A 13,265-nucleotide genomic window follows, 5' to 3' on the forward strand; every position below is an offset into this window, starting at 1 on the left:
GTCCCCATGACCTCTCACACTCCCTCCACCCCCGCCAAGATCCTGGTGCTCGGCGGCACCGGCAAGACCGGGCGCCGGGTCGCGGCCGAGCTCCGCCGCCGCGGGCTGGACCCCGTCGTCGCCTCCCGCCGCAGCGCGGTCCGCTTCGACTGGTCCGACCGCTCGACCTGGGGCCCGGCCCTGGAAGGCGTCGACGCCGTGTACGTGGTGGACTCCGAGACCGCGGACTCGCCCGCCGAGGTGGCCGGCTTCGCCGAGCTCGCCGCCAAGGCCGGGGCCCGGCGGCTGGTGCTGCTCTCCGCCCGGGTCTGGGACGAGCTGCCCGGCGAGGACGACCTCGCCACCGAGCGGGCGGTCCAGGAGTCCGGCCTGGAGTGGACGATCCTGCGCCCCACCTGGTTCGCCCAGAACTTCACCGAGTTCGAGCTGCTCGCCCCCCTGCTGGGAGAGGGCGAGCTGCGGCTGCCCACCGGCGAGGGCCGCGAGCCCTTCGTCGACCTGGAGGACCTGGCCGAGGTGGCGGCGGTCGCCCTCACCGAGGGCGGGCACACCGGGCGCACCTATGTGCTCTCCGGCGCCCGGGCGCTCAGCTTCGGCGACGCGGTCGCCGAGATCGCCCGCGCCTCCGGCCGCCCGCTGCGCTTCGTCCCGGTCGACGAGGCCGCCTACCGCGCCGACCTCACGGCCGCCGGATTCGCCGAGGCCGACACCGAGCTGCTGGCCGCGCTGTTCCGGCACATCCGGGAGGAGCGCGGCGCCGAGGTGACCGACGGCGTCCAGCAGGCGCTGGGCCGACCGCCGCGCGACTTCTCGGAGTATGTCGCCCGCACCGACTTCACCCAGGCCGGTCAGTAGGGGAGCACCTCGGCCAGCCAGCGGTCCACGGCCCGGGCGGTGGTACGGGCATGCTCCTCCAGCATGGTGAAGTGGTCCCCGTCCACGGCGACCTCGGAGTGCGGCCGGCCCCACTCCGGGGCCGGCTCGGTGCCCGGCAGCAGGTCCCGAGCCCGTACGAACAGCGTCGGGCAGGGCAGCGGGCCGGGCTCCCAGCCGGCGAACAGGCCGAAGTAGCCGGCCATGGCGGTGAGCCGGACCGGATCCGCCGAGGCGAACTCCGCCGCCCGGTGCAGCATGTCCGAGGTCATCGCGGACAGCTCCCCGGCGCTTCCGGTGTCGTCGCTCGGATGGGTGTCGACCAGGACCAGGGCGAGCGGACCGGAGCCCTCCGCCTCCAGCCGCTCGGCCACCGCCTGCGCCACCCAACCACCCGCCGAGCGCCCCAGCAGCACCACGGGCTCCCCGCCGCCCGCCGCCGCGCGCACCGCCGCACTCTGGGCGGTGACCAGGGCGTCCAGGTCGGCCGGCAGCGCCTCCCCGGCCCCGAAGCCCGGATGGCGCAGCGCCGACACCGGGCGCAGACCCCTCAGACCGGCACCGAACCGCGCGTACTCCTGGGGCCCGGACAGCGGACTGAGGGCGGGAAAGCAGACCACCCGGGGCCCCACGCCACCCGCCGCCAGCACGGTGGGCGGGAGCACCGCACCGGCCGCCGCCCGGGCGGAGTCGAAGACGGTACGCAGCCGAGCGGCGGCGGTGAGCAGCACCATGCCGTCATAGGTCCTCCCCTGGGTGCAGGCGCCACGGAAGAGAGCACCGAGGAAGTCGGAACCGCCGCCCTCCGTCTCCGGCACCCCGCCCTGGTCGACCTCACGATCGGGTCCGTCGTGGGCCGCCTCCCGTGCATGACGCTCCACCAGTTCGGCGGCGACCGCCCGCGGTGTGGGGAACTCGAACAGCAGAGTGGTGGGCAGGGCGAGCCCGACCGCCGCCGAGAGCCGGTTGCGCAGCTCCACCGCGGCCAGCGAGTCAAGCCCCAGCTCGGCCAGCAACCCGTCCGGATCGATCGCCTCCGCCCCCTCGGGATGCCCGAGCACCAGGGCGGCCAGGCCTCTGACCTCGGCGAGCAGCAGCCCCTCCCGCTCGCCCCGGGAGGCGGTGGCCGTCAGCCGAGGGCCGAGGGGCGAGCCGGTACCGCCCGGGGCGGCGACCGGTCGCGGCCGTACCGGGGCCGGGGCCTCGCCACCCCTCAGCGCCTGCGGATCGAGGCGGGCCGCCACCACCACCGGATCCTCACCGGCCACCGCGGCATCGAACAGGGCCAGCCCCTCCTCCGTGTCCAACGGTGCGAACCCGGCCCGGGCCATCCGCCGCAGATCCACCTCGGTGAGGTGCGCCATCATCCCGCCGCTCTGCCGCCACGGTCCCCAGGCGATCGACGTACCCGGCAGACCGAGCCGCCCGCGGTGCGCGGCCAGGGCGTCCAGTACGCAGTTGGCCGCCGCGTAGCCCGCCTGCCCGGCCGAGCCGAACGTCCCCGCCACCGAGGAGAACAGCACGAACATCGCCGGATCGAGGCCCCGGGTCAGCTCGTGCAGGAGGAGGGCGGCATCCGCCTTGGGCCGCAGCACCCGCTCCAGACGGCCGGCGCTGAGCGCCGGGACGATCCCGTCGTCCAGCACCCCCGCCGTATGCACCACACCCGTCAGCGGATGCTCCGCCGGCACCTCGTCGAGCAGGGCGCCGAGCGACGCCCGGTCCGCGACATCACCGGCCCGTACGGTCGCCTCGGCGCCCGACTCGGCCAGTTCCGCGACGAGTTCGGCGGCCCCGGGAGCCTCCGGTCCGCGGCGGCCGACCAGTAGCAGCCGACGGACGCCATGGGCGGCCACCAGATGGCGGGCCACCAGCATCCCCAGCGAACCCGTGCCGCCGGTGACCAGCACGGTGCCCTCCGGATCGAGCCGCCGCACGCCTGTCGAAACGTCCAACCGGACCGGCTCCGGCGCATACGCCGTACCCCGCCGCACAGCCGTCTCGGCACCCAGCCCCGGGGCGGCCACCAACGCGGCCAACACTGCCCAGGATTCCGCGTCTTCGTCCACATCGACCAGCGCGAAGCGGCCCGGATTCTCCCGCAGTGCCGAGCGGACCAGCCCCCACACCGGCGCATGGGCGGGCACCGGACCATCCTCCCCGGCGCCGTCCAGCGCGACCGCGCCCGAGGTGACCACAACCAGCCGGGAGTCCGCCCATCGCGGCTCGGCGAGCCACCCCTGCACCAGCGCCAACGCCCGGGCGGCAGCCCAGCGGACCTCGGCCGCCCCCGGTACACCATGGCCCGTCCCCGACGGCATCGGCAGCGGGGCGACCACCACGGACGGCACCTGGCCGCTCGCCGCCACCGCCGCCGGATCCGCGTACACCGGGACCCCGGAGCCCGGGGGAGCGAGCCGTCCCACCAGCGCCTCGCCCCCCTCGCCCAGGACGCCCCACCCCGTCCCCGCCTCCGGCTGCCCGGTCGGCCGGGGCAGCGGCACCCAGTCGATCCGGTGCAGCCCCGCCGTCGGGCCGGCCATGGGCGGCAGGGGGCGGAGGTCCAGTGAACGGACCGTCAGCACCGGGGCGTTCGCCTCGTCGGTCAGCCACACCCCGGTCCGCCCGTCCGGCCCGGGAGCCATCCGCACCCGCAGCCGCCGGGTGCCGGGGGAGTGCAGCCGTACGCCGCCGAAGGCGAACGGCAGCGCGATCCCCCGTTCCAGCCCGCCGTCGGGGCCGTCCGCCGTGAGACCGTCGAGCGCCAGCACATGCAACGCGGCGTCCAGCAGCGCCGGATGCACAGCGAATCCCGCCCCGTCGGCGGAGACTGCCCCACCGGCCCAGCCCACCCCACTGGCCGAGTCCGCCCCACCGGCGAACCCCGCCCCGTCGGCCAAGTCCGCCCCGCCTCCGGCAACCACCTCGGGCAGCTCGACCTCGGCGTACAGCGCCTCCCCGTCCCGCCAGGCGGCCCGCAGCCCCCGGAACGCCGGCCCATAGCCCAACCCGCCACCGGCCAGCAGGGAATACGGGTTGGCGTCCCGCTCATCCAGCCGCAGCGGCACCGCCCCCGACGGCGGCCACGCCACCTCCAGCCCCCGGCCTCCCGCTGCCCCCTCCGTCTCCTCCACCGCCAGGGTTCCCGAGGCATGCCGCTCCCATGGCCCGCCCTCCCGTCGGGCATGGAAGACCACCGACCGCCGGCCGTCCGCCTCGGCCTCCGCCACCTTCAGCTGCACCTCGACGGATCCGTCCCCAGGCAGCGGCAGCGGTGCGGTCAGAGCCAGCTCCTCCAGGACCGGCGTACCGGCGAGCCCACCCGCGTACAGCGCCATCTCCACCCAGGCCGTCGCGGGCAGCAGCACCGCCCCCGCCACCCTGTGGTCGGCCAGCCAGGGCTGGTCGGAGAGCGAGAGCCGCCCGTACAGCAGCAGCCCGCCGTCATCGGCCGTCTGGGTCCGGGACCACAGAAACGGATGGGCCCGCCCCTCCGGCCGGGGCGCGCCCGACCGCTGCCGGGCGGGTACGTCCAGCCAGTAGCGACGGCGCTGGAAGGCATACGTGGGCAGCGCGGTACGCCGCCCGCCGCGCCCGGTGAACAGCGCCCGCCAGTCCACCGGCACCCCATGGGCGTACAACGCTCCCACGGCGTCCAGCAGGGTGTCCGCCTCGGCCCGCCCACCCCGTAGCGTGGGCAGCACCAGCGGCGACGGCCCGGCCGCCGGGGAGGCACCGCCCCCCGAACCATCACCACCCGCCAGACAGTCCCGTACCAGCCCGCTGAGCACCCCGTCCGGCCCCAGCTCCAGATGGTGCGCGGCACCCAGGGCGCCGAGCTGTCCGACCGTGTCGGCGAAGCGCACCGGACGGCGGACATGCTCCACCCAGAACTCCGGCGAGCACAGCTCCTCGTCGGTGGCGGCCCGCCCCGGCACCGCGCTGACCAGCGGAATCGAAGGCCGGGTGAAGTCCAACTTCCCCACCACCTCGGCGAACGCATCCAGCATCGGTTCCATCCGGGCCGAGTGAAAGGCATGGCTCACCCGGAGCGGCGTGGTGGACCGGCCCCGCTCCCGGAAGTACGCCACCGCCTCCCGTACCGCCTCAGCGTCCCCCGACACGACCACCGAGCCGCGCCCGTTCACGGCCGCGATCTCCACCACCCCGGGTAGCTTGGCGAGTCGGTCGGCCACCTCCGCCTCCCCGGCCCCGATCGCGGCCATGGCACCGCCCGGCGGCAGGGCGTCCATCAGCCGGCCCCGGGCGGCCACCAGGGTGCAGGCGTCCGCGAGCGACAGCACCCCGGCGGCATGCGCCGCGGCCACCTCGCCCACCGAGTGGCCGGCCACCAGATCCGGGCGTACGCCCCAGGACTCCAGCAGCCGGAACAGCGCCGTCTCCAGAGCGAAGAGCGCGGGTTGCGCGAACCGCGTGGTCCGCAGCAGCGCGCCCGCCTCCGAGTCACCGTCACCGTCGGCGAACACCACCTCCCGCAGCGGCACCGGCAGCAGCGGGTTCAGCAGCGCGCAGCTCTCGTCGAACGACCGGGCGAACGCCGGGAACAGCTCCCGAGCCGCGTACAACTCCGCACCCATCCGCGCCCGTTGACTGCCCTGCCCGGTGAAGAGGAAGGCGAGCGGGCCGTGTCGCCGACTGGTACCCGTCCGCACCCCGAGCCCCCCTCCCGCGCCACCCTCCGCCACCGCCCGCAGGGAGCCGAGCAGACTCTCCCGGTCCTTGGCCAGAAGCACCGCCCGGTGCTCGAAGGCCGCCCGGGTGGTGGCGAGGGAGTACCCGACATCCACCGGCGCCAGTCCCGGGTCGGCGGCCACCCGCTCGTACAGCCGCCGGGCCTGGTCCCGCAGCCCGGGCCCGCTCCTCGCCGAGAGCGGGAAGAGCACCGCCCCCGTCCCCGTCGGCTCCGTCGGGAGCGGGCCCGCTGGGGGCTCTTCCAGGATCACATGGGCGTTGGTGCCACTGATGCCGAAGGAGGAGACCCCGGCCCGGCGCGGACGGCCCGCCCCGGCCGGCCAGTCCACCTCCCCGGTCAGCAACGCCACCCGCCCCGACGACCAGTCGACGCGGGGCGTCGGGTCATCGGCGTGCAGGGTGCGCGGCAGCACCCCGTGCGCCATCGCCTGCACCGTCTTGATGACGCCCGCCACCCCGGCGGCGGCCTGGGTGTGCCCGATGTTCGACTTGACCGAGCCCAGCCAGAGCGGACGCTCCCGCGCCTCCCGCCCGTACGTCGCCAGGAACGCCTCCGCCTCGATGACATCGCCCAGCCGGGTGCCCGTACCGTGCGCCTCCACCGCGTCGATGTCCCCGGGCGCCAGCCGCGCGTCCGCCAGGGCCTGCCGGATCACCCGCTGCTGCGCCGGGCCGTGCGGCGCGGTCAGCCCGTTGCTCGCACCGTCCTGGTTGACCGCCGAGCCGCGCACCACGGCCAGCACCTCAAGCCCCGTCCGGCGCGCCTCGGACAGCCGGGTGAGCAGCAGCATCCCGGCGCCCTCGGCCCAGCCGGTACCGTCGGCGGCCGCCCCGAAGGCCTTGCAGCGGCCGTCCGGCGACAGCGCCCGCTGCCGGCTGAACTCCACGAACGACGAGGGCGCCGACATCACGGTGACCCCGCCGGCCAGCGCCAGCGAACACTCGCCCCGGCGCAGCGCCTGGGCCGCCAGATGCAGGGCCACCAGGGACGACGAGCAGGCCGTGTCCACGGTGATCGCCGGCCCCTCCAGCCCGAAGGTGTACGCGATACGGCCCGAGGCGACGCTGCCGGCGTTGCCGATGCCGAGGTACCCCTCCACATGCTCGGGCGTCTCGGCGAGCCGGCTCGCGTAGTCGCTGTACATCAGCCCGGCGTACACCCCGGTCGGCGAACCGCGCAGCGCCCGGGGGTCCAGCCCGGCGCGCTCGAACGCCTCCCAGGCCACTTCCAGCAGCAGCCGGTGCTGCGGGTCCATGGCCCGGGCCTCGCGCGGGGAGATGCCGAAGAAGCCCGGGTCGAAGCGGTCCACCCCGGTGAGGAAGCCGCCCTCCCGGACATACGTCCGCCCCGGCCGCTCCGGGTCCGGGTCGTAGAGCGCCTCGATGTCCCAGCCCCGGTCGTCGGGGAACGGGCCGATCGCGTCCCGCCCCTCGGCCACCAGCCGCCACAGCTCCTCCGGAGAGGCCACCCCACCCGGATAGCGGCAGGCCATCCCCACGATCACCACCGGATCGTCCTCGTCCCGCTCCTGGGAGCCGACCACGGCGACGGAGGCCGGGATCGTGCCGCCTCGCGTCCGCAGATGATCGGCGAGCGCGGCCGCGGTGGGGAAGTCGAAGGCCACGGCCTCGGAGAGCGGCAGCCCGGTCGCCGCCGACAGCCGCTCCCTCAGCACCGTCGCCGCCAGCGAGTCCATGCCCAGATCGCGCAGCGCGGTCTGGGCCTCCACCTCCTCGCCCGGGCGCCCCAGCACGGCGGCCGCCTCCCGCCGCACCAGCTCCAGCACCTCCGCCGCATCCCCGAGGTCCTTTACGGCAGCGGCCGGACTCACCTTTGGCATCCGCCCACCCAGCTCCGCCAAGGTCCCCCGCCGGATCTTCCCAGAAGACGTACGGGGGATCTCCTCCACCTCGTACAGCTCGGCGGGCACCTTGTACGCGGTCAGCTGGGTACGGCAGGCGGCCAGCAGCCGGCGCCGGTCCAGCGCAACGCCGGGCCGGGGCACCAGATAGCCGACCGGCACCTCACCGAAGACCGGGTGCGGCTGCCCGGCCACCGCGGCGTCCGCCACCCCCGGCAGCCGCCGCAGCACCGCCTCCACTTCGGACGGGTGGATGTTCGCCCCGCCGCGGATGATGAGATCACCGGCCCGGCCGGTGATCACCAGCTGTCCCGAACCGTCGAGCCTCGCCAGGTCCCCGGTACGGAACCAGCCGTCCACCAACACCTCGGCGGTGGCCTCCGGCCGCCCGTGGTACCCGGCCGTCACCCCCGGCCCGCTCACCCACAACTCCCCTTCACCCACCTCCCGTCCGCCGTCGCCGCCGCCGACGCGGGCCCGGATGCCGGGCAGCACCCGGCCGCACGACTCGGCCGCCGTCCCGTCCTCCGGTGCCGACATGGTGACCGGGCCGGCCTCGGTGCTGCCGTAGTGCTCCAGATAGGGCACCTTGCAGATGGCCTCGAAGTCCCGCCGGAACGCGGGCCCGGCGGAGGCGCCCCCGCTGACACAACCCCGTAGCGCGGGCGTCCCCAGCCCGTCATCCCGCCCCCCGACCACCTCGCCCCGTACCGCGTCCAGCAAGGCGGAGTACGTCGTCGGCACCCCACCCAGCAACGTGAACGGCACCTCCTCACCCCTGAGTCGGCGCATCACCTCCGCCACCGTGAACCGTGGCAGGACCAGCGCGCTCGCCCCGACCGCCGTCACTCCCACGACACAGACCACATGGCTCATGGCATGGTGCAGCGGCAACGGCCACAGCAGCCGATCGTCCTCGTCCATGCCGAGCACCCCGGCGAGCCCCGCCGCCACCGGAGCGAGCCGGTTGCGCTGGCTCAGCAGCACGCCCTTGGGGGTCCCCGACGAACCCGAGGTGTAGAGAATCCACGCCACCTCGTCCAGCCCCAGATCGTCCCGAGTCGGCGCCCCCGGCTCCGCCCTCACCAACTCCTCGTATCCGAGCCCTTTTTGATACGCCGAGGAGCCATCCACCACCACCAGGACCGTTCCAGGGCGAGACGGCACCACCGGCCCGCCCCGCTCGGTGATGATCACCCGTGGGTCGCAGTCGTCAAGCAGCCGGGCCAGCTCGGGCCCGGAGCTCCCCGGATCCAGTGGCACGCCCACCCCGCTCGCCCGGACGACGGCGAGCAGGCTCTCCACCGCCTCCACCCGGTTGCCGAGCAGGATCGCCACCCGCTCGCCCCGCCCCAGCCCGAGCCCCACCAGATGCCCGGCCAGCCGCCCGGTCCTCCGGTCCAGCTCCCCATAGGTCAGCCGGGTGCGCCCATCCTCGAAGGCGACCTTCCCACCGCGCCGCCGCGCATGCTCCCGCAATATCTCCGGCAGCGGCCTGACGATCCCACCCGCCTCGCCCGCACCCATCCGTCCCATGCGCTCGAACCCTCCTCCGTGGACCTGTGGTTGAGGATGCCGACAGAGGCCGGAAAGTTGCCTTTCGGCCGCTGCACCCCCGTGACCACCCCCGTCAATCACTCGGCCGGAGCCGGAGATGAGTCAGCGCCAGGTCCGCCAGCGGAGGCAGCGCGCTCGGGGCGAGCCGAGGCAGCAACGGGAGCGCGTAGTACCAGTGTTCAGTTGCCAACACCTGCCGGACCAGGTACCGAGCCCGCTCCTCGTCAGGAGCCGACTCCGGACCGAGGGCATGAGCCAGCGCCAGGAAGCGGAGTCTGGAATCTTCCTGAGCCCCGTCGGCCTGGGCGGCGGGCACCACCGTCCGGACCCGCGCGAGACAGGTCGCCACCGCCGCCAGAGCCGCCGCCCGTTCCTGCGAGGTCCGACCCCGTCCGGCGATCCGGCACCCCGCCTCGACATCCCCGCGGACCGCGTGCAGCACGGCCCATTCCGCGACCGGCGGACCCACGGCATGGGGCGTACCGGCCATGGATTGTTCCCAGCTGTCCAGCCTGGCCCCCAGCGCTGGCGAGCCATGGGGGATCGCGCCCAGATCGAGCAGCGCATGCACCAGCACCGCGCGCGGGTCCCACGACCGGATGTCCTCCCCCCGGGCGGCGCGGAAGCTCTCCAGCGCCGCGCACATCCGGGCATCGGGCCGTCGCGGTTCGGGGAGCGCCAGCAGGAGTTCCGCCACCGCAGGCAGGACCCTGCCGCGCAGATACGGCATACGAGCCGACCGCTCCAGTACGGCAAGACGTTCCCCCACCAGCCGACCGCAGGCTTCGGGATCGTACGGGACCAGGCCCACCGCCACGGCGGTACGAGACTGCTCGTCCTGGTGGCGCGCCGTGCTCCGCGCTCCCTCCCCGCGCGTCCACCGCTCCGCGGCCTCGGCGTCACCAGTGTGCGCCAGCGCCTGGGCGACCGCTCCCCGCACCACCGCGTCCTCCAGCCCCTCGGCCTCCGCCTCCGCCTCCCGGGCGTACCGCGCCGCCTCGACCGCGGCCCCGCTCGCCGAACAGCCCATCGACACGGCGGCCAGACCCCTCGCCCGTACACCGGCTTCGCCCGCACCTCCCACGAGCCGCACCGCCTCCTCGACCTGCCCGCCTGCGGCCAGCGCCTCGGCGAGCGGCAGCCTCCACACGGGTCCGCCCACGGCCGCGGCCTCCCCTTCCCACTGCCCGAAGGCCTCCGCGAGGAGCCGTTCGCCACGTGCGGGGTGCCGCCTCAATGCCTCCTCGATCACCGCGACCTCGGCGGGCTCGGCCGGTTCCTCCTCTGCGCCGGAGTACACGGCGCCTCCCGGCTCCAGCACGGCGAAGGCCGCCTCCCGGATGTCGTCACCGAGCGCATCGGTACGGAGCCGGTCCGGAACCTCATCCAGCAGGCCCCGGGCGGCGACCGGCTGGCCGACGACCAGCAGCGCGTGGACGACGCGGGCCAGGGTGGTGGAGAGTTCGAGGCCGAGGTGGGCGCGGTCGGCGGGGGAGCGGTACTCAGGATCGGTGAAAGCATGGCGCAAGGCCCATCGAGCCCGTTGCGCGAGCTTCTGCGCTTTCAGAGGGCGGTCCGATGCGAGAGCCACCGCGCCGAACGCCAGCAGGTCGTTGTGTTCCAGATCCGCGAGGGGGTCCAACGAGTCGCAGAAGACTTCGATTCGCTGCCGGATTGCGGCGTTGCCGACCCACTTGGCCGTCCAGAGGGTGTCTGCTCGCGGACGGGTCCTGGGGGCGACAAATTGGAACGCGCGGTCATCCTTCCCCACTGCCATGGCCAACTCTGTCCACAGTGCCAGCGCCTCGGCTTGGTCCCGCAGCTCACCCTGGCTCAGTTCCTCCGCGCGTTCCGCAAGTGCGACGAGGCAGTGGGCGCCCAGCTCCTTGGCGGCCATGACGCGGGCTGCACAGCTCATGGCCTCGCAGGCCACCACCGACTTCAGCACCGCGACGCCCGCCTCACGGTGGCCGCTTGAGCGCAGCCGGCACCCGACATGCGCCAGCTCGGCGGAGGGCGGCTCCACTCCGGCGTACGTCCTGGTGCGGTCGGCCGCCATGGCGTGCTGCGCCCAGTGGGCTGCCTCGTTCGCCAGTTCCCCGCTCCCTGCCCGCCCCTCCTGGCCGAGTACCTCGACCACCTTCGATAGCGAGACCGCCCGATCCGAGGCCATCGGCGCTGACAGGGCCAGCTCCCGGGCCCGCGCCGTATCGCCGGCCAGTGCGAACAGGCGAGGGAAGTAGAGCGGTACGGGCCGTCCCTGCCGGGTCAACAGGTCCCTGGACGCGGCGACCCGTGCGGCGAGTGTGAGGTCCGCGTCCTCCGTCCCGGAAATCAGGTCGAGCTGCCCAAGCGCCTCGTCGGCCAGACCCTCCGCGACCATCCGAGCTTGGCGGCGAGGGTCGAGCACATACCGTTCCCGGCGTCCGCTCCGGCCATGCAGCAGCCCCGGGTAGTGCGACAACAGATAGCGCGGCGTCGAAGTCGGCCAACCGCGCCCCTGCCAGTCGTCGGCCCAGGCATGCAGCGCGTCGAGACAGCGCACCCGCAGGTCGGCATCCGTTCTCTCCCGCGCGGCTCGCAGCAGCCGCTCCGATACGAGGACATGGCCCCCGTGGTCGAGGTCGCTGCCGAACCGGTGGCATCGGGCGACCGCCAACGCGCGCTCCGTCTGGACGCGCTCCGTCCTGGCCAGCTCTGTCAGGTCCAGCACGCTCAGGCCCGATCCCGCGCAGGCCAGCAGACCAACAATGGTGCGGTCGGGCTCGGCCTCATAGAGCGGCGCAAGCACCTCGCGTGCCCGAGCGTCCGCGTAGCCCGGCAGCCGCTCCACGGGGTGCAGCGCCCGTACCACCCCGCTCTGCCGCAGCGGGTGGTCCGAGGGCACATCCGGCGGCGGCTCGGTGACCGGGAGACTCGACACGATGACGCGGATGGTGCGCTTGTCATCATGCTTGGACGCTCGCCGGGGGCGGGGCACGTCGGGATACGGGAGCAGTGCCGCGATGCTCGGCAGGCCGGGGTGGTCGTCCCACACGCCTCCCTGCCAAGCCTGCCAGGCCGCGTCCCGGTCCAGCCCGTCCACGATCACCAGCAGCCTGCGCCCCTTGTTGGCACAGCGGATGGCGACATCCTGGAACAGCCTCTGCAACTGGTCGGGGTTGAGGTCCTGAGGCGCGGCGGGCTGCCTCCTGTCGAGAAGCTCGTACAACCGGCCCACCAGCTTCTGCGTGACGTGTGAGGAGGGCGTTCCGCTAGGGGTTGAGGGAATGAACCAGGCCACGATCTCGACGTCCTCTGGCAGCTCCTTGAGGAAGTGTGCGAGTAGGGCGGACTTTCCGGTCCGACTCGCCGCCTGCCACCAGAGGTACGACGGTGCGTCGCTTCCGGTGGCCTGGATGAAGTCCCGCATGGCCCTGAGCTCCGCGACCCGATCGTGCAAGGCACTGTTCACGTATTCCTCGGCGCCGAAGCGGGCCAACCACTCCCGCAGCTTCCCGCGGCCTTCGGCGCTGCCCTGGTGATCCGCGCTCTCTTGCTGGGCGGCTTCCAGCAGACGCTGCCACGTCTCATCGAACCCGGCGGTCTCCCCGAGCTCCCCGCGCAGCTGGCTTACCAACTGTCGTATCTGGCTTGCGTTGGTGCTCCGGGGCGCTGTTTCACCCTTGCGCCACTTGTCGACCGTTACCCGGCTGACGCCCACTCGGGTCGCGCAGTGCGAAGGGCTCAACCCGGCCCGGGTCAGGAGGCCCTCCAACGCATCGCCGAAGGCCATCCGCCTCTGATGCGTCTTCGGATCGCTGGCCATCCGGCTTCCTCCCTGATGCATGAATGTGCATGACATGCCGGTTGACCTGCCGCTTTTCAGTGGTCTCTCACAGGTCTCGGTTAACGGGCCCCGGCTCGCCAGAGTGGAACCACAGCCCGGCACTCGAAGCCCGGGCACTCTCCGAAAGGACCACCGTGCTCGTGCTTCCTGCTGCCCTCCCCGATGTCGTCATCCTCGCCGCCGCCGGCGCCGCGACCTATCCGGTCGTCCTCGCCACCGTGGCCCTCACCTCCATCCTGGCGCGCACCCCCGACCGCCGCCGCGATGCCCGAGCCACCCTCACCATCCTGATGAAGCGCCGCCCGCCGCGTTGACGAGTCAGGCATCTGTGGTGGAGGTGTCCTGAAACGCCTCCGCCGCAACGCGCTTACTGCTAGCGTCCGTTGGGTCACCCTCCGAACCTGACGAGAGCGGTCCGCGCCACCTTGCCC

4 protein-coding genes are annotated in these 13,265 nt (G+C 73.9%); 2 read left to right on the forward strand and 2 right to left on the reverse strand.

The annotated features are described in order from the left end of the window. Positions 1–6: 6 nt before the first annotated feature. Positions 7–855: an NAD(P)H-binding protein gene (locus tag ABZ945_RS15800; RefSeq protein WP_361269032.1), complete on the forward strand. Its 849-nt coding sequence runs from the start codon at positions 7–9 to the stop codon at positions 853–855. Here the strand turns inward: ABZ945_RS15800 and ABZ945_RS15805 are convergent. Both ABZ945_RS15805 and ABZ945_RS15810 read right to left on the reverse strand, forming a co-directional pair. Continuing rightward, on the reverse strand, positions 849–8,984 hold the full coding sequence (locus ABZ945_RS15805) for an SDR family NAD(P)-dependent oxidoreductase (RefSeq protein WP_361269034.1): 8,136 nt from the start codon (positions 8,982–8,984) through the stop codon (positions 849–851). The genes ABZ945_RS15800 and ABZ945_RS15805 overlap by 7 nt on opposite strands. A gap of 94 nt (positions 8,985–9,078) precedes the next feature. After that, entirely contained in the window at positions 9,079–12,813 is a 3,735-nt protein-coding gene (locus tag ABZ945_RS15810) for a hypothetical protein (protein WP_361269036.1), read from the reverse strand. A gap of 161 nt (positions 12,814–12,974) precedes the next feature. On the opposite strand from ABZ945_RS15810, the gene ABZ945_RS15815 reads away from it, so the two are divergent. Then, a complete protein-coding gene (locus ABZ945_RS15815) occupies positions 12,975–13,148 on the forward strand; it encodes a hypothetical protein (RefSeq protein WP_361269038.1) in 174 nt (57 codons plus the stop codon). Positions 13,149–13,265 lie beyond the last annotated feature (117 nt).

Source organism: Streptomyces sp. NPDC046887 (genome assembly GCF_040644755.1).
GTDB classification, from domain to species: Bacteria; Actinomycetota; Actinomycetes; order Streptomycetales; family Streptomycetaceae; genus Streptomyces; species Streptomyces lichenis.

Coding starts and splice junctions, on each gene's coding strand:
- ABZ945_RS15805 (WP_361269034.1), bottom strand. CDS start 8,984: ATGGGACGGATGGGTGCGGGCGAGGCGGGTGGGATCGTCAGGCCGCTG.
- ABZ945_RS15810 (WP_361269036.1), bottom strand. CDS start 12,813: ATGGCCAGCGATCCGAAGACGCATCAGAGGCGGATGGCCTTCGGCGAT.
- ABZ945_RS15800 (WP_361269032.1), top strand. CDS start 7: ATGACCTCTCACACTCCCTCCACCCCCGCCAAGATCCTGGTGCTCGGC.